This window comes from Burkholderia sp. KL41 (assembly GCF_057005415.2).
Map to the genome: position 1 here is coordinate 2,669,528 of NZ_CM174447.1, position 16,046 is coordinate 2,685,573.

The 16,046-nt window shown below is 69.4% G+C and carries 13 protein-coding genes; 4 read left to right on the forward strand and 9 right to left on the reverse strand.

Annotation, left to right across the window (positions count from 1 at the left end; genetic code table 11):
- Positions 1–214 precede the first annotated feature (214 nt).
- On the reverse strand, positions 215–1,132 hold the full coding sequence (locus tag PQB87_RS29300; protein WP_301860657.1) for a metal-dependent hydrolase: 918 nt from the start codon (positions 1,130–1,132) through the stop codon (positions 215–217).
- A 581-nt stretch (positions 1,133–1,713) separates the two neighbouring features.
- Between PQB87_RS29300 and PQB87_RS29305 the strand changes: the two genes are divergently transcribed.
- From PQB87_RS29305 to PQB87_RS29315, 3 genes are all read left to right on the forward strand, one after another.
- On the forward strand, positions 1,714–2,055 hold the full coding sequence (locus PQB87_RS29305) for an FKBP-type peptidyl-prolyl cis-trans isomerase (protein WP_027791040.1): 342 nt from the start codon (positions 1,714–1,716) through the stop codon (positions 2,053–2,055).
- Between the two features lie 35 nt (positions 2,056–2,090).
- Positions 2,091–2,864, forward strand: coding sequence for an AraC family transcriptional regulator (locus PQB87_RS29310; RefSeq protein ID WP_111939186.1), 774 nt, complete (start codon positions 2,091–2,093; stop codon positions 2,862–2,864).
- A gap of 317 nt (positions 2,865–3,181) precedes the next feature.
- A complete protein-coding gene (locus PQB87_RS29315; protein WP_489243090.1) occupies positions 3,182–4,630 on the forward strand; it encodes an MFS transporter in 1,449 nt (482 codons plus the stop codon).
- A 10-nt stretch (positions 4,631–4,640) separates the two neighbouring features.
- Here the strand turns inward: PQB87_RS29315 and PQB87_RS29320 are convergent, their stop codons facing one another.
- The gene (locus tag PQB87_RS29320; RefSeq protein ID WP_489243091.1) at positions 4,641–5,576 is read right to left on the reverse strand and encodes a hypothetical protein; all 936 of its coding nucleotides are present in this window, start codon (positions 5,574–5,576) and stop codon (positions 4,641–4,643) included.
- Between the two features lie 68 nt (positions 5,577–5,644).
- A complete protein-coding gene (locus PQB87_RS29325) occupies positions 5,645–6,115 on the reverse strand; it encodes a winged helix-turn-helix transcriptional regulator (RefSeq protein ID WP_489243092.1) in 471 nt (156 codons plus the stop codon).
- 153 nt (positions 6,116–6,268) lie between these two features.
- Between PQB87_RS29325 and PQB87_RS29330 the strand changes: the two genes are divergently transcribed.
- Positions 6,269–7,504, forward strand: a complete 1,236-nt coding sequence (locus PQB87_RS29330) for an MFS transporter (protein WP_489243093.1) — start codon at positions 6,269–6,271, stop codon at positions 7,502–7,504.
- A gap of 264 nt (positions 7,505–7,768) precedes the next feature.
- Here the strand turns inward: PQB87_RS29330 and PQB87_RS29335 are convergent, their stop codons facing one another.
- From PQB87_RS29335 to PQB87_RS29360, 6 genes are all read right to left on the reverse strand, one after another.
- Entirely contained in the window at positions 7,769–8,935 is a 1,167-nt protein-coding gene (locus PQB87_RS29335; protein ID WP_113047016.1) for a glycosyltransferase family 4 protein, read from the reverse strand.
- Entirely contained in the window at positions 8,935–10,119 is a 1,185-nt protein-coding gene (locus PQB87_RS29340) for a glycosyltransferase family 4 protein (RefSeq protein ID WP_048022243.1), read from the reverse strand. The genes PQB87_RS29335 and PQB87_RS29340 overlap by 1 nt, the downstream gene beginning before the upstream one ends.
- Positions 10,116–11,582: an O-antigen ligase family protein gene (locus tag PQB87_RS29345; protein ID WP_048022241.1), complete on the reverse strand. Its 1,467-nt coding sequence runs from the start codon at positions 11,580–11,582 to the stop codon at positions 10,116–10,118. The genes PQB87_RS29340 and PQB87_RS29345 overlap by 4 nt, the downstream gene beginning before the upstream one ends.
- A gap of 10 nt (positions 11,583–11,592) precedes the next feature.
- A complete protein-coding gene (locus PQB87_RS29350; protein WP_489243094.1) occupies positions 11,593–12,729 on the reverse strand; it encodes a glycosyltransferase family 4 protein in 1,137 nt (378 codons plus the stop codon).
- 49 nt (positions 12,730–12,778) lie between these two features.
- The gene (locus PQB87_RS29355; protein ID WP_059684468.1) at positions 12,779–13,738 is read right to left on the reverse strand and encodes a glycosyltransferase family 2 protein; all 960 of its coding nucleotides are present in this window, start codon (positions 13,736–13,738) and stop codon (positions 12,779–12,781) included.
- A 64-nt stretch (positions 13,739–13,802) separates the two neighbouring features.
- A complete protein-coding gene (locus PQB87_RS29360; protein WP_059684470.1) occupies positions 13,803–16,028 on the reverse strand; it encodes a polysaccharide biosynthesis tyrosine autokinase in 2,226 nt (741 codons plus the stop codon).
- Positions 16,029–16,046: the final 18 nt, after the last annotated feature.

The following is a 16,046-nucleotide window of genomic DNA, read 5'->3' on the forward strand; positions in this document are numbered from 1 at the left end:
AAAGCCGCGCCGGTGCTGGCGCACGGAGTTCGCGGGCGATGCGGCACCGACAGGATCGGCCCGGCCGCGCATGCGTGCGCGGCCGGTCGACCGGCCGCCGGGACGCCCGCCCGGCCGGTTCGAATTGATTTCGGTCAATCGTCAGAGGAAGCCGGCTGATGCAGGAACGCAACATGCTCGGCCCGATCCCGCGCACGCCGGCGCAGCGGCGGGGTCAACGTCCCGATGCGAGCGGCGCCGGCGCGTTCGCACGGCCACGGCCGGCCGGCGTGCCGCCGTGTTCGCCGTAGGTGGCGGCAAGCGCGTCGACGCGCGCGAGATGGTGATGATTGTCGTGATCCCACGGATGGAAGCCCGGCCGGAAGAAGCTCAGCCATTCGCCGGCGATGCGCGGGAACAGCCCGCGGCGCGGCCCGTACAGGAACGCGATCATCCGCAGCATGCCGCGCACGTGATGGCCGGCGCCGCGATCACGCCACAGCAGCGTCGCGTGCATCAGGAACACGGTCGGCCAGAACGTCAGCGTCGTCAGCAGATACACGCCGATGCGGATCAGGTAACGACGCAGCCCCGGCGCCATCGCGGTGTTCCACACGTCGAACGACACGGCCTTGTGCTCGGTTTCCTCGAGCGCGTGCCAGATCCACATCTGGCGGTAGCCTTCGACCGAGCCCTCCAGGCGCGTCGGGTCGCGCAGCAGCCAGTCGGCGAGCATCGCCGTGTAGTGCTCCGCCGCGACCGTGTGCGCGAGCTGCACCGAATGCGGCAGCTTGCGCTTCATGTAGCCGAGCACCGCCCACACGCGCTTGTCGAGCTTGCGCGCGGGCAGGCGGTTCGCCTGCATCAGCTCGTTGTACTCGATGTGCTCGCGCGTGTGCATCGCCTCCTGGCCGATGAAGCCGAGCACCTGCTGCTTCAGCACGGGATCGTCGATCCGGTCGCGATAGTTGCGCACCGAATCCATGAAGAAGCGCTCGCCGGCCGGGAACAGCAGCGACAGCGCGTTGAAGAAATGGGTCACGTGCGACCCGAGGCCATGCCAGTCCTTCGCGCGTTCGACCGGCAGGTCGAAGCGCAGGTCGCGGCGCACCGGCATGATCCCGGCTGCGGTGGCGGAAGCGGCTGACTTCATGTTCATCGTTCTCCTGGTTCCGGAGCGGCCCGGCGCGTCGTCCGACGCGGCCGGCGCGGGCCCGGGCGGCGCATCGCGCACCGCCAAAATCTTGACATCGACAGCTGTAAAGATAGGCCGCCCGCGGCGACGCGCGCAAGCCGCGCGGTAGATGCGCGCTTCCAAACAGGGCACGGTCGAAAAGGCGGAAAAAATGGCGTTCGAGCGGCGCCCGGACACGGCGGGATTCGAACGCACGCGACCGCACACGAGCCATTCGCGGCAGTTGGCCGTGCATCGCAGCGGTGGCCCGGAAGCCCCGCGTGGCGGGCATTTCACGGAATCCGGCAACCCAGCGCGGCATGCGGCCGAGCACCCCGGTAGCACCGATTCATACACGCGTCGCACTCGCACGGTGCAACCTCGGTCGCGGGGCTGGCCGGAAATTCAAACGCGCGTTCCATTTGCGTTCCGCGCGATCGCGGCCGCGACGGCCCGACGCCGCCCGCGATACGCGTGCGACCGGCCGAAAGCCATGAGCGGCGGCCCGCTGCGCGCTCGCCTACAATAGCGGTTTTACCCATCCTTTTTCAGGAGAAGTCATGTCTGTCATCACGACCGAATCGGGCCTCAAATACGAAGACCTGACCGAAGGCACCGGCGACGTAGCGCAAGCCGGCCAGACCGTCAGCGTCCACTACACGGGCTGGCTGACCGACGGTCAGAAATTCGATTCGAGCAAGGATCGCAACGACCCGTTCGCGTTCGTGCTCGGCGGCGGCATGGTCATCAAGGGCTGGGACGAAGGCGTGCAGGGCATGAAGGTCGGCGGCGTGCGTCGCCTGACGATCCCGCCGCAACTCGGTTACGGCCCGCGCGGCGCAGGCGGCGTGATTCCGCCGAATGCGACGCTCGTGTTCGAAGTCGAACTGCTCGCCATCTGACACGGCACACGAGCCCCCGGCTGACGCCCCGCCCCATGGCACACCTTCCGTCCCCCACCGTCGCGCTGCAACGCTACGACGCGCTCGAAGCGTCGGACGTGCACGACTTTCACCAGATCGTGCTCGGCATCGACGGCGCGATGGTGATGGCGGTGAACGGCGTCAGCCAGCGTCTCGACCGGCACCGCGCCTGGCTGGTTCCGGCCGGCGCGCGCCATGATTACGCGGGCCTCGGCGAGAATCGCCAGCTCGTGCTCAATCTTCCCCTCGCGTCACTCGCGGTACCGCAGCGGCTGTTCGACAGCGCGCGCGCCGTGGCAATCGATCCGGCCCTGACGTCACTGGTCGCGCAGATCGCGGCGGCGGCCGCGCAATTCGAAGCGCCTGCCGCCGACGCGCCGCACGCGGCCGCGCACCGTTTCCAGTGGCAGGCCGCCGCCCGGCTGTGCGGCGCGCTGCTCGACGAACGCGACATCGCCGCGCCCGCATCGGGCCTCGATTTCGCACGCATCGACCGCTGGTTGCGCGCGCGGCTCGCCGAGCCGCTGCGCATCGCCGATCTCGCCGCGCACTGCGGCTACGGGATGCGCCGCTTTCATCAGCTGTTCGTCGATGCGTTCGGCGAAACGCCGCATCGCTACCTGCAGCGACTCAGGCTCGACGCGGCCGTGATCCTGCTCGCGGATGGCCGGTATCCGCTCGTCGATATCGCCGGGATGGTCGGCTTCGCGGATCAAAGCACGTTGACGCATGCGTTCACGAAGCGCTTCGGCGTTGCGCCGGGTCGCTGGCGCGGCGAGCGGCATTGAACGCAGCCAGGGTTCCGCGCTGAGCGCGCGTCAACACGGGTCGTAGCGGCACGGTTGGGCACGCAGCGCTCACGTCGGCCCACGCGCAACATTCTTCGCTCCTTCTTCGCTCCTTCTTCGTCCCTGCTTCGTCCCTGCTTCGTCCCTGCTTCGTCCCCTGCTTCGTCCCCTGCTTCGTCCCCTGCTTCGTCCCCTGCTTCGTCCCCTGCTTCATCCCCGCTTCGTCCCCCTCGCCGCCCTGCTGCTTCGCCCCCGGCGCTTCGACGCTTCACGTCCCGCTGAAACATCACCGGCCGGCCGCGCCCTACGATTGGCGCATGGACACGACCATCCCCTCCTCCGCCTTCCCGCCCGCGCTCGCCCGCGTCGTCGCGACCGTCAGCACCGGTTTCGTCGTCACGCAGCTCGACGTGACGATCGTCAACATCGCGCTCGCGCATCTCGCCGGCGACCTGCGCTTGCCCGTCGCCGGCCTGCAATGGGTCGTCGATGCGTACACGCTCGCGTTCGCGGTACTGATGCTGTCGGGCGGCGCGCTCGGCGACCGCTTCGGCGCGCGCCGCCTGTACATCGCCGGCCTCGTGTTGTTCGCGCTTGCGTCGCTCGCATGCGGCGCCGCGACCGCGCCCGCGATGCTGATCGCGGCGCGCGCACTGCAAGGCGTCGGCGCCGCGGCGATGCTGCCCAATTCGCTTGCCCTGCTCAACGACGCGTGCCGGCACGACCCGCGCCTGCGCGCGCGGGCCATCGGCTGGTGGACGGCGGCCGGGTCGATTTCGATCGCGGCCGGCCCGGTCGTCGGTGGCCTGCTGATCGCGGCGTGGGGCTGGCGCGGCATCTTCCTCGTGAACCTGCCGCTGTGTGCGGCCGGGCTGGCGGCCGCCTTTGCGTGGATACCCGCGCGCCGTGCGGCGGCAACGCCGGCCGCGCCATCCCGCTCCGTCCGCGCACTCGACCTGCGCGGCCAGCTCATCGCGATCGCGATGCTGACCGCGTTGACCGGCGCCGTGATCGAATGGCGTCCGCTCGGCTTCACGCATCCGGTCGTCGCCGGCGGTTTCGCGCTGGCGACGCTCGCCGCGCTCGCATTCGTCGCGGTGGAAACGCGGACGGCCACGCCAATGCTGCCGCTGTCACTGTTCCGCCATCGCACGTTCAGCGCGGCCGTGCTGTTCGGGATCTGCGTGAACCTCACGTACTACGGCACCGTGTTCGTGCTCGCGCTGTACCTGCAGCGCGCACGCGGCGAGTCGGCGTTGCAGGCCGGCCTCGCGTTCCTGCCGCTGACGGGCGGCTTCCTGCTGTCGAACCTCGCGAGCGGCCGCGTCGTGGCGCGTCACGGCCCGCGCGCGCCGATGCTGGCGGGCGCACTCGTCGCCGCGCTCGGCTACGGATCGCTGCACTTCATCGACGCGTCGACGCCGCTGGCCGTCCTGCTCGTGCCGTTCCTGCTGATTCCGTCGGGCATGGGTTTCGCGGTGCCGGCGATGACGACCGCCGTGCTCGCGTCGGTCGCGCCCGAACGGGCCGGCATCGCGTCGGCCGTGCTGAATACCGCGCGGCAAGCCGGCGGCGCGATGGGCGTGGCCGCGTTCGGCGCACTCGCCGGCGGCGGCGGCGCGGCGCAGGTCGTGGACGGGTTGCGGATCGAAACGGCCGTGTCGGTCGCGCTGCTGGTCGCCGCCGCGCTGCTCGCGATGCTGGTGCGACCCGATGCGCATCGCGGCGCATCGTCCGTGCGTCAGGCCGTGCCGGCGGCCGATTGAACGGCTGCGGTCATGCGTCGCCGGGGTCCCGCTGGATCAGGTGACGCCACGGAAACACGTTGTCCTTGAAGTGACTCACGTAACCGCCGCTGCCGGCCTGGATCACCATGAACGACAGCCGCGGATGCAGCGCCTGCAGCGCTTCGAGCGCCTCCCGGTCGAGACAGGTGTTTCTCAGCGTCAGCCTGCGGAGCCGCTGGCCGGCACGGCTCTTCAGCAGGCGCTCGTAGGCGTCGAACGACGTCACGCTGTCGGCGTCGCGCTCGCGCTTCCACGTCGAATGCAATGCGGTCGACTCGGAGAAATCGAGCCAGCCGAGCGACGGCAGGTTGTCGCAATCCGCCAGACGATCGATGAACTGCTGCGTGTCGTCCCCGCCGCCGATGCGCAGCCACTCGAGATGCGCAAGCGGCACATCGAAGAAGCGCGCATCGGGCGCGTTCGGCACCGTCAGCTCGGCGAGAAACGGCGCCTTCGCGGCAAAGCGGGCAATCTCGCCGCCCTCCTGCATGATCAGGTCGCGACGCACGATCATCGACTGGTTGTGATCGGCCGGCTCGGTCGGCCGCACATACAGCGAGCGCAGCATCGGGAAGCGCGCATCCGAATCGAGCAGCGGCCCGAAATCCCATTCGCGCGTACCGTTCGCCCCTTCGTCGATGCCGCTGAACGCGAGGTCGGTCACGAGATCCGCAACGTCCCGCAACGCCAGACACTGCAGCGTCCAGTCGAACGGTTCCTCCCAGGCGCCGCCGAAGTACCGGACGTGCAGCCCCGCCCGCATCGGCGCGACCGTGACATGGTTGAAATCGGTCTGCCACAGCGGCTCCGCGGGATCGGCATGGTCGCGCCCGTCCTCGGCGCCCTCGCGCTCGCAGAAGTCGTGAATGCGCCGCTGCAGGTCGAGCAACAGCCGATAAGCGGCGGAATCCAGCGGATGGGACATGGCGATGCAGTTCCGGTCGGCGACGATCGCGACAGTCTATCCGACCGTGCAGCCGTCGCGCACGACGCTCATCGCCGCCGTGCGCCCGCTTCTTCGCCGACCTTCTTCACGACCGTCTCGCCCGCCTTCACCGGCCGGCCGTCGTCGTGGCGCAGCGCGAGCTTGCGGATCGCGCGCCCAGTGTGGCGGTCGACCAGCACCGAATGCGGCTCGCCTCGCGCGAACAGGTTCGCCTCGCCCCACTGCCGCAGCATCACGATCACCGGGAACAGCCCTTCACCCTTCCTGGTCAGCACATACTCCTGATACGCGCTGCCGTCCGACGCCGGCACGACGTCGAACACGCCCGCATCCACGAGCATCCTGAGCCGGTCGGACAGGATATTGCTCGCGACGCCGAGGCTCGCGCGGAAATCGCCGAACCGGCGCACCCCGTCGAACGCATCGCGCACGATCAGCAATGCCCAGCGATCGCCGACGATATCGGTCGCCCGTGCCACCGGGCACGGCGAATCCGCAAGACTTTTCTGCCTGGCCATGTGCCTCTCCGCAATCGTGCCGGCCGCCTTCGCGGCAACGCCGGCCATCCGTGCACAGACGTTTCGCCCGCCGCACAACAGGTTGCATTTTAAAACTACTTTTCCTACACTCACACCAGTTTCAATTTGCAACTACTTTGCGCGAGGAAATCCATGGCGTCTTCCTGTCGTTCCGGCACCGTTGCATCGAACGCATCCGCGCCCGCCGCGCGTCCGGCCGCAGTCGGCACCCTGTCCACGGCGCGCGTCGCGTCGCTGGCCGTCTGCTGTGCGGCCAGCGTCGCGAATGTCTACTACGCGCAGCCGCTGCTCGATTCGATCGCGCGGGATTTCGGCGTGTCGCAGGCGGCGGTCGGCGGCGTCATCACCGCGACGCAGCTCGGCTGTGCGCTCGCGCTGCTGTTCGTCGTGCCCCTCGGCGACCTGCTGAACCGCAAGCGCCTGATCGCCGTGCAGCTTCTGCTGCTGACGGCGGCCTGCATCGGCGTCGCCGCATCGTCGACGCGCATCGCGCTGCTGGCAGGGATGGTCGCGGTCGGGCTGCTCGGCACCGCGATGACGCAAGGGCTGATCGCATGCTCGGCCGCGCTCGCGGGCGCCGGCGAACGCGGGCGCGTGGTGGGTGCCGCGCAAGGCGGTGTCGTGGTCGGGTTGCTGGCCGCACGCTCGCTGGCCGGCGTCGTCACCGACATCGCGGGCTGGCGGGCCGTCTATCTGGTATCCGGCGCGCTAGCGATCGCCATGCTCGCCGTGCTGTCGCGACTGTTGCCGGACGAGAACGGGCCGCGCGAGCGCATCGGCTACGCGGCGCTGCTGCGATCGATGGTGTCGCTGCTGCGCGACGAACGCGTGCTGCGCGTGCGCGGCGCGATCGCGCTGCTGATGTTCGCGGCATTCAGCATCTTCTGGAGCGCACTGGTGCTGCCGCTGAGCGCACCGCCGCACGCGATGTCGCATACGCAGATCGGCGCCTTCGGCCTCGTCGGCGCACTGGGCGCGGCGGCCGCCGCCCGCGCGGGCCGGCTCGCGGATCGCGGGCGCGGCGAAGCGACGACCGGCGCCGCGCTCGCGCTGCTCGCGTGCTCGTGGCTGCCGCTCGCGTTCGGCGATTCGTCGATTGCATGGCTGGTGGTCGGCATCGTGCTGCTCGACGTCGGCGGGCAGGCCGTCCACGTCGTCAACCAGAGCATGATCCTCGGCACGCGGCCCGATGCGCACGCGCGCCTCGTCGGCTGCTACATGCTGTTCTATTCGGCCGGCAGCGGGCTCGGCGCGATTGCATCGACGATGATGTATGCGCGCGCCGGATGGGCGGGCGTCTGCGTGCTCGGCGCGGTCGTGAGTGTGGCGGCGCTCGGCGTCTGGGCCGCGACGCTCAGGCGCGCGTGACGCGTGCCGGCGTCGCGCATCGGACGGGGAGAACCAGCCGGCCCCGCGCAGGCGGCCGGCACGCGAACCGGCCGCGCATGCGCGCCGGTTCGGCTTCCCCGTTCGGCTTCCCCGTTCGGCTTCCCGTTCGGCTTCCCGTTCGGCTTCCCGTTCGGCTTCCCGTTCGGCTTCCCGTTCGGCTTCCCGTTCGGCTTCCCGTTCGGCTTCCCGTTCGGCTTCCCGTTCGGCTTCCCGTTCGGCGCGCAGATTGCGCGCCACGGGCGCTCAACCTGCCGCCTGGATCGCCTCTTCGTACACGCCGGCCACGCGCCGCGCGATCACCGCGTTGTCGAAATGATCGCGCGCATAGCGCTTGCACGCGGCCTCGTCGGGCAGCGTGATCGCGCCCGACAGCGCGGCACCGAGCCCTTCCGCGATCGCGTCCGCGCCGGTGGACGGCAGCACGAGATCATCGGACAGCCCGGCCACCGCCTCCGGCAACCCGCCGACCGGCGTGACCAGCACCGGCGTGCCGGACGCGAGCGATTCGACGGTGATCAGCCCGAAGCCTTCGAGCGCGACCGTCGGCACGACGCTGACCGTCGCCGCGCGGTACAGCGCGGCGAGATGGTTGTCCGGCACGAAGCCGAGCAGCTTCACGTTGTCCTGCAGGCCTGCCGCATCGATGCGCTGCTGCAGTTCCTCGCCGATCTTGCCCTTGCCGGCGATCAGCAGCAGCACGTCCGGGTGACGGTGCTTGAGGAGGCCGATCGCGTCGATCAGGTCCTCCAGCCCCATGCGCCGCACGAGCCGGCGCACGGCCAGCACGATCGGCCGGTCCTGCGGCAGTTGCAGCTTGTGCCGCGCCTCGGCGGGCGTGAGCGGCGTATCGAACTGCGCGGTATCGACGCAACCGGGAATCACGCGCACACGCGACGGATCGATCCCGTAGCGGTTCGTCAGGATCTGGCCGAACGCCTGCGACAGCACGATCAGCCGCGACGATCGCGTATAGACGGCCTGCTCGAGATAACGCTTCGCGCGCTGGCCGAGCGACGCGGCGCCCTCGACCTGGCTTTCGTCGGCCCACGGCCCCTGGAAGTGCGACACCTGCGGAATCCCGCGCGTAACGTCGAGGCCCGGGAACGTGTACAGCGCGAAGTGCGACGAGATCACGTCCGGCCGCTCGCTGCGGATCTCCTCGCGCAGCGCGCGCCGCGCGGCGAGCATGCGGCGTGCGAGCGGCTCCGATGCGGGGCCGAAGCCCTGGATCGCGCCGCCCGTGTCGTCGGCGACCTTCTGCGAGCCGGCGACGAGCCCGCGCACCTCGACGCCCGCGCCCGGCAGCGCCCCGACGAGCGAGTAGTACATCCGGTCGAGGCCGCCCGCGCGTTCGGGGAACCAGTGCATGCCGATCTGCAACGATTTGATCGGCCGGGAAGAGTGGGACATTACGATTGCTCCTGCGTCACTGCATGCTCGACCCGCTCGAAGGCGGACGGCTGCGTGGGTTGGCCGATGCGCCGGTAGAGCGCGACATACTGGGCGCCCATGTGCGCCCAGCCGAAACGGGTCATCAATTCGCGGGCCGCGTCGCCCATCGCGCGGCACGTGTCGCGCGACGCCGCGAGCGAGCCGATCGCCTGCGCGAGCGCGGCCGGATCGTCCGGGTCCTCCAGTACGATCCCGCATTCGCGCGTGATGATTTCGGCGCCGCCCGCCGTGCGCGCGGTGACGACCGGCAACCCGGCCGCCATCGCTTCCAGCAGCGACAGGCTCATCGCTTCGTAGCGCGACGGGAACACGTAGGCGTCGACCGAGCGCATCAGCGTCGGCATGTTTTTCACGAGGCCGAGGAAATGCACGCGCGCATCGATGCCGAGCGCGCGCGCCTCTTCCGGATACGGGCTGCCGGGCAGATAACCGGCCACCGCCAGGTGCACGTTCGCGGGCAGCTTCGTCAGCGCCTTCAGCACCGTGCCGAGGTTCTTGCGCGGCGTGCGCAGGTCGCCGACGAACAGCAGCAGGAACGCGTCGTCCGGCAGCTTGAACGCCGCGCGGTCGGCCTGCGCACCGGCGAATGCGCTGCCGTCGACGCCGTTGTAGATCACGCTGATCTTGCGGCTGTCGATGCCGAGCCCGGCGATCTCGTCGGCCACCTTCTGCGACACGGCGGTGATCGCGCGCGACCGCTTGTAGGCCCAGCGCTCGAGCGTGGTGTTCACGCGCGTATAGACGTACTGATAGGCCGACCACAGCCCCTTCGTCGGCCCGAACGGATAGTACGGACTCTTGAACCAGCCGCCGTGCACGAAGTGCGCGGTATTCACGTCGGCCTTGATCCACGAGATGAAGCCGTTCACGTGCAGCACGTCGTATTCGCTGCGGTGCGCGCGCAGCCAGGCCGCGCTCTTCAGCGCGAACACCTGCTGCTTGACGAGATTCGACGGCCAGAAGCCGCCGACCTTCACCGGCACCCAGCGCACGCGCGGGTCGGCCAGCAGCTCGGGCGCGACGTGCGACGCGACCAGCGTGACCTCGTAGTTCTCGGCCAGCGCCGCGCGCGCGATTTCGTAATTGACGCGGCCCTGGCCGTCGTTATGTCGCACGACGTGCGTGACGATCGCGATTCTCAATGGTCGCCTCCCCGTGAATGCGCGGCGGCCAGCAGGCGTTGTGCCTTTTGCCAGTGCGCCGCGGCTAGTATCGAAAAAATGGCTGTGAACATCAGCAGGCCGCCCGTGCCGATCAGCGAATTCGTGAACACGAGCATCGCGAAGGTCGACAGGCACAGGCTCAGGCACGCGCCGACGAACTTGTCGTTGCGCAGCTTGAATGCCGCCCGCAGCGTGCGGCCGAACAGCATCACGACGCCCGAGAGATACAGCAGCGTGCCGGGCCAGCCGAGCACGAACGGCACGTTCATCACGCCGCTGTCGAAGCTGCCGTACTTGCCGAGCTCGCCGCTGTCGCTCGACAGCTTCGTGGATGCACCCGTCGCGCCCATCCCCTCGCCGGCGACGTCGGTGAACGCCGTCTGCGCGAAGGTGGCGTAGAACTTGTTGCGGTCGTCGTAGCTGCGGTCGTCCTTCAGGTTCGTGATCGACTGCAGACGCGCGCCGAGACGGTCGGCCACCGGCCCGACGGTCAGGAGCGGCACGCACAGGCCGACCAGCACGACGCCGCTGATCAGGATCCGCATCCGCACGCGGTTGCTCGACTGCACGAGCTGGATCGCGAGCGCGATCACCCAGCCGCCCCAGGTCGAGCGCACGAGACACAGCGCGAACGACACGAAGCCGGCCGCGCCCGCGAACCAGCGGATCTTCTGCGGCGCGGCGAACACGAACACCAGCGCGCCCATGATCGCGAACGCGAACGGCCCGGACGAATTCATCGTGCTGAACACGCGCACGCCGTAGGGCACCGGCTCGCCCTGCGAACCCATGTCGGAGCCGATCATCCACAGCACGTCCCACTGCGGCATCACGAAGTACTGCACGACGCCGTACAGGCCCATCACGAGCATGCCCCACATGAACGTGGACAGCAGCACGTCGCGGTATTCGGGATAGTCGCGGGCGTTGACCATGATGTGAAAACCGATCAGCACCGGGTACACCCAGTTCGCGAGGTCGTAAGTCGCGGCCATCACGCCGCTCGACACGATCCCGACGAGGTACGCGTACGCGAGCCCGAACAGCATCAGCAGGATCGGGATGCCGCGCCGCTGCGCGAGCACGCGGTAATGCCGGATCAAGCCCAGGCCGGCGATCATCGTCACCGCGAGCGGCGCGACCTGGATCAGGCTCGTCGGCGTGAACGCGCCCTTCGACCAGTCGGCGAGACGCCGCACTTCCGGGCTCAGGAACCACACCCACCACATGAAGCCGACGTAGCGCGCCGGACTCTTGAAATACAGCCAGATGCCGACCGCGATGGCCAGCACCGGAAACGCGAGCGTCAGCACCTTGCCCTGATGAATGGCAATCAGCGCGGCGGTGAAGGACCACAGCCCGGCCTGTCCGACCCAGTGCTTCCGCTCGGGCAGCCAGCTGCGGTGGCGCGACGGTGCGCGTTCGGCGGCAATCGTACTCATCGATCCGCTCTCACCGCGACGACGGGCGCGAATCCGCGAGCGGCATCGCGAGGCCCGCCGCCGCCGGCGTCCGGCGCCGGCGCAGCATGTCGCGCGTGATCCGCACGTGCTGCTCGGCGAACGCCTGCGTGGTCAGGTCGCGCTCGCGCAGGCACGCGGCGGCGGCCCGCGCGCAGCCCAGCGCCGCGACCGGATCGGCCGCGAAGCGATCGGCGGCCTGGCGCATCGCCTGCGCGTCGAAGGCCGGCACGTAGGCGGCCGTATCGTGCGGGAAGTAGTCGCTGAGGCCGCCGACGTCGGATACGATCATCGGCTTGCCGACCGCGGCCGCCTCGAGCATCACGGTGATGCCCGACGCGTGGAAATTCGGCCGCAGCGGCACGACGATCACGTCGGCCCATGCATACAGTTCATGCTGCTTTGCGAGCCCCGACGCCGAGCCGATCTTCACGTTCGGCGCATGCCACTCGCGCGGCACGCGGCGCCGGGTGGCCAGCCGCACGTCGTAGCGCGCATCGCCGCCGAACGCGGCGAGGAACGTGCGCCAGTCGCGGTCGCGGTCGTTGCCGATCGCCGCGATCCGCAGCGGCCGGTTCGGTTGCCATTGCTGCGGCTCGACGATCGGGAAATCCTGCGTGTTCAGCCCGTAGTAGACGAACTCGGCTTCGCGGCCGAGATAACGGCGGCACAGGTCGGCGTTGTCGCGGGCCAGCGTGGTCAGCGCGTCGGCGCGCGCGATCAGCTTGCGGTACAGCCAGCGGCGCGGGCCGCCGAAGCTGCCCCACTTGTCGAACAGCCACACGCTCTGCGCGAGCAGCAGCGGACGTTTGCCCTGCTCGCCGGCCAGCTTCAGGATCAGCGACGCCGCGAGGTGCTCCTGCTCCGTGTGCGTCCAGATCACGTCGGTGTTCAGCAGCGCGGCACGGTTGCGCCATGCATGCACGACGTCGAAGCCGAGCGCCGCCTTCAGCGCGCGGCGCGCGAGGCTGGCGATGCGACTCTCGCCGCCGTCCTGCGAATAGGTCAGCCGGAATTCGTCGGATTCGGCGTGGTGATAACCGTACAAGCAGCCGATGTTCTCGCCTTTCCGGTAGGTACGCGGATCGGCGCCGTGGAACAGATGGACATGAACCTTGGTTGCAGTCATTCGAGCCCTTCTCCGGGTTCGGCCGCGCGGCGTTGCGCGCGCGGCTCGTTCAAGACGTCACCGGCGGCATCGCCGCACGGTGGGGGGCAAGGTTCGCGCGGCGGGCATCGCGCGCGCCGCGGCGCACCGCGCGCCACTGCTCGCGGATCCGCTCGCGCTTCGCCGTATGCAGCGACAGCAGCACGTGCGCGAGGCCCGGGTAGACGCGCGTACCGACCAGCGTCCACCACCACCACGCGATTTCGCGCCGCACGGGCGGCAGGTGCTCGCGCAGGATCAGGTGCAGGTTGTACGCGCCGTTGCTGATCGCATTCAGCGACGCGGCATCGCGCCGGTCGTCGTCGAAGCGTTCCGCCGGAAAATGATCGACCGCGATCGCCGGGTCGTAGACGAGCTTCCAGCCGTCGCGCTGCACGTGCATGCTGAAACCCATGTCGTTGTGCACCTGCGCACCGGCGCCGCGCAGCCGCGTGTCGAAGCGCAGCCGCTCGATCGCGGCACGGCGGTAGCTCATGTTCGCGCCTTTCAGCATGTCGACTTCGCGCATGCCGCCGACGCCCAGGTGATGGTTGCCGACGATCTTGCCGGACAGCGTGAGCTGGCCGACGAGCGCGCGCGATTCGTCGAGCACGCGGCCCTTCTCGTGCACCCAGTCGCGCCCGCCGACCGCGCCCACGCGCGGGTCGGCCTCGAACGCCGACTCGACGCGGGCGAGCCAGTCGGGATGCGGCGCCGCGTCGTCGTCGGTGATCGCGACAATGTCGCCGTTCGCCGAGTCGAGCCCCTTGTTCAGCGCGGCGACCTGGCCCGGCACATCGACCGGCACGATGCGCAGCGGCAGCGCGCCGCCGACCGCCGGATCGGCGAGCCGTTCGTGCGTGGCATCGTCCTCCGGGCGCGCGACGACGATCACCTCGTCGGGCAGCCGCTGCTGCCGCTGCAGCGCCAGCAGGCAGCGCGCGAGGTCGGCGGGGCGCCGATAGGTCGGAACGAGCACGGAAATTTTCATCGTTGGTTCTCCTGTCGACCGGGCAGGCGGCACGCGCGGCCCGCCCGGTTACGTGCGATTCGGATCAGGCGCTCAGGTATTCATGCACGGCCGCATAACCGCGGCCGTAGCCGCGCGCCTTCGGCGGCACGCCGTTGAAGATCCCGCCTTCCAGATCGACGCCCGCGGTACGCAGGCGCTTGATCGCGTCGGCGATCTCGCCTTCGGTATGCATGCCCGAGCGCAGCACGAGGAACGTCGAGCCGGCCATGCGGCCGATGATGGTCGCGTCGGTCACCGCCAGCACCGGCGGCGAATCGATCAGCACGACGTCGTAGCGCTTGCCGAGCCCTTCGAGGTATTGCGGCAGGCGCGTCGACATCAGCAGCTCCGACGGGTTCGGCGGGCGCGTGCCGGCCGAGATGAACGACAGGCCCTGCACCGGCGTCTCGCGCACGGCGTCCTCGAGCGCCGACTGGTCGCTCAGCAGCTCGGACAGGCCCGGCTGCGAAGTGAGGCCGAAGTAGCGGTCGAGCAGGCCGCGACGCATGTCGGCGTCGATCAGCAGCACGCGCTTGCCCGAATGCGCGAGCAGCACCGCGAGGTTGACCGTCAGGAAGCTCTTGCCGATGCCGGGCGTCGGGCCCGTCAGCACGATCACGCGGTTCTTCGCGTCCATCATCGCGAACTGCATCGCGGTGCGCAGGCTGCGCAGGCTCTCGACGCTCAGATCCTTCGGCCGCAGGCTCGCGAGGATCGGCCGTGTGCGGCTGCCGCTCTTCTCGGCCGCCGCGTCGAGCTTCACCTGTTCGGCGCTTTGCGGCACCAGCCCGTACAGCGGCAGGTTGAACGTGCGCTCGATGCGGTCGGGGTCCTCGATGCCCTGGAACAGGTTGCGGCGCAGGAACACGACGCCGGTGCCGAGGATCAGCCCGAGGAACACCGCGGCCGACAGGATCAGCACCTTCTTCGGCTTGACCGGGTCGCCCGGACGCAGCGCGGAGTCGACGAGGTGGATGTTGCCGCCCGTGCCGGCCTTCTGCACCGACAGCTCCTGCACGCGGTTCAGCAGCAGCACGTAGATGTCCTCGGCGACCTTCGCGTCGCGCTGCAGCTGGACGGCCTTCACTTCGGTGGCCGGCAGGCTGCGGAAGCGGTTGCTGAACTTGTCCTTCTCGCCCTGCAGCTCGGCGAGCTGCTGCTTCGCGGCGATCACCATCGGGTGCGAATCGGTGAAGCGCTGCGCGAGCGACGCGAGCTGCAGGCGCTGCGCGGCGATCTGCTGCTCGTACTGCACGCTGCCTTCGAGGTAGACCTTCGCCTCGTCGCTCGCGTTGATCGAGCCCGACGTGCGCTGGTACTGCGTCAGCGCGGCTTCCGCCCGTTCGAGGTCGGCCTTCAGGCGCGGTTCCTCGCCCTTCAGGAAGTCGAGCATCTTGGTCGCCTCGGCCTGCTTCGCGACCACGTGCTGGTTCAGGTACGACTGCGCGAGCGCGTTCGCGATCGCGGCGGTCTGGTCCGGGTCCTTGCCTTCGAGCGAGATCTGCACGACGCCCGTCTGCTTGCCCTGCTCGGTCACCTGGATGCCGGCCTGGAAGCCGCTGATCGCGTCGAGATCGTTGTAGCGGACCACCGTGAACTGCGTGCCGGGGCGCGCGACGAGCTTCGACACGAGCAGCGTCACGCCGCCGCCCTGCGTCGATTCGCCGACCTGGCCCGACAGCAGCCGCGTGCCGTTCTGGTCGACGAGCGAATAGGTGCCGTTCGGGCCGGCCGTCAGCGTCAGCTTCTTGCCTTCGAGCGCGGGCACGACGCTGATCGAATCGACGTCGGCGACTTCACCGCCCCATGCATACGATTTCAGGCCGAGCCACGGCCGCGACGGCGTGCCCGGCGTCGCGACACGCGCGGCGAGGCTGCCGATCAGCGGCAGCGTCTTCGGCACGACCGAGAAATTCAGCTTGAACTGGTCGACCACCGGCGCGACGACGCCGCGGCTCTTGATGATCTCGATTTCCGCGTCGGTCTGCGCCTGCTGCGGACCGCTGTTGATCGTCGCGCCGGTCTGCGTCTGCGTGAGCGCCTGCGACGTGTTGTCGTTGCTCTCGACCCGCACGTGCACGTCGGCCTGGTACACCGGCTTCGCGACGTAGCAGTAGAGGCCGGCGAGCGCGACGACCGTCACCGCGATGCCGAGCAGCAGCCAGATGTCGTCCATGATCACCTGGAGCAACTGGCCGAGGACGACGTCCTCTTCCTCGGTTTTCACGGACAGATCCGCGTAGGAGTGTTTCGCTTGCGTGTTCACCATTCGTTCCCGCTTGAGTGG

Coding starts and splice junctions, on each gene's coding strand:
- PQB87_RS29300 (WP_301860657.1), bottom strand. CDS start 1,132: ATGAAGTCAGCCGCTTCCGCCACCGCAGCCGGGATCATGCCGGTGCGC.
- PQB87_RS29305 (WP_027791040.1), top strand. CDS start 1,714: ATGTCTGTCATCACGACCGAATCGGGCCTCAAATACGAAGACCTGACC.
- PQB87_RS29310 (WP_111939186.1), top strand. CDS start 2,091: ATGGCACACCTTCCGTCCCCCACCGTCGCGCTGCAACGCTACGACGCG.
- PQB87_RS29315 (WP_489243090.1), top strand. CDS start 3,182: ATGGACACGACCATCCCCTCCTCCGCCTTCCCGCCCGCGCTCGCCCGC.
- PQB87_RS29320 (WP_489243091.1), bottom strand. CDS start 5,576: ATGTCCCATCCGCTGGATTCCGCCGCTTATCGGCTGTTGCTCGACCTG.
- PQB87_RS29325 (WP_489243092.1), bottom strand. CDS start 6,115: ATGGCCAGGCAGAAAAGTCTTGCGGATTCGCCGTGCCCGGTGGCACGG.
- PQB87_RS29330 (WP_489243093.1), top strand. CDS start 6,269: ATGGCGTCTTCCTGTCGTTCCGGCACCGTTGCATCGAACGCATCCGCG.
- PQB87_RS29335 (WP_113047016.1), bottom strand. CDS start 8,935: ATGTCCCACTCTTCCCGGCCGATCAAATCGTTGCAGATCGGCATGCAC.
- PQB87_RS29345 (WP_048022241.1), bottom strand. CDS start 11,582: ATGAGTACGATTGCCGCCGAACGCGCACCGTCGCGCCACCGCAGCTGG.
- PQB87_RS29350 (WP_489243094.1), bottom strand. CDS start 12,729: ATGACTGCAACCAAGGTTCATGTCCATCTGTTCCACGGCGCCGATCCG.
- PQB87_RS29355 (WP_059684468.1), bottom strand. CDS start 13,738: ATGAAAATTTCCGTGCTCGTTCCGACCTATCGGCGCCCCGCCGACCTC.
- PQB87_RS29360 (WP_059684470.1), bottom strand. CDS start 16,028: ATGGTGAACACGCAAGCGAAACACTCCTACGCGGATCTGTCCGTGAAA.